This is a genomic window from Streptococcus danieliae (assembly GCF_013415245.1).
Lineage (GTDB): Bacteria > Bacillota > Bacilli > Lactobacillales > Streptococcaceae > Streptococcus > Streptococcus danieliae_A.
On sequence record NZ_JACBXX010000001.1, the window covers coordinates 1 to 223 of the forward strand.

The 223-nt window shown below is 38.1% G+C and carries 1 protein-coding gene; it reads left to right on the forward strand.

Features of this window, described 5'->3' with window-relative positions:
- A partial coding sequence (locus HZY94_RS00005) for a helix-turn-helix domain-containing protein (RefSeq protein WP_179924466.1) occupies window positions 1–223 on the forward strand: 223 nt, incomplete at both ends.

Below are 223 nucleotides of genomic sequence, written 5' to 3' on the forward strand. Positions count from 1 at the left end.
ATCGTCGCTACATTGAACGATGGAACAAAGAAGGAAAATCCAATCGAGAAATTGCTCGCCTACTTGGAAGAGCTCCTCAAACAATCAATAACGAAATCAAGCGAGGGCAAGTCTTACAACAAGTGAGAAAAGGACTCTTTAAATATGTCTATTCAGCCGATGTCGCTCAAGCTAATTACGAGAAAAATCGTAAACGATCTGTTAAAAAACTGATTCTTACTAA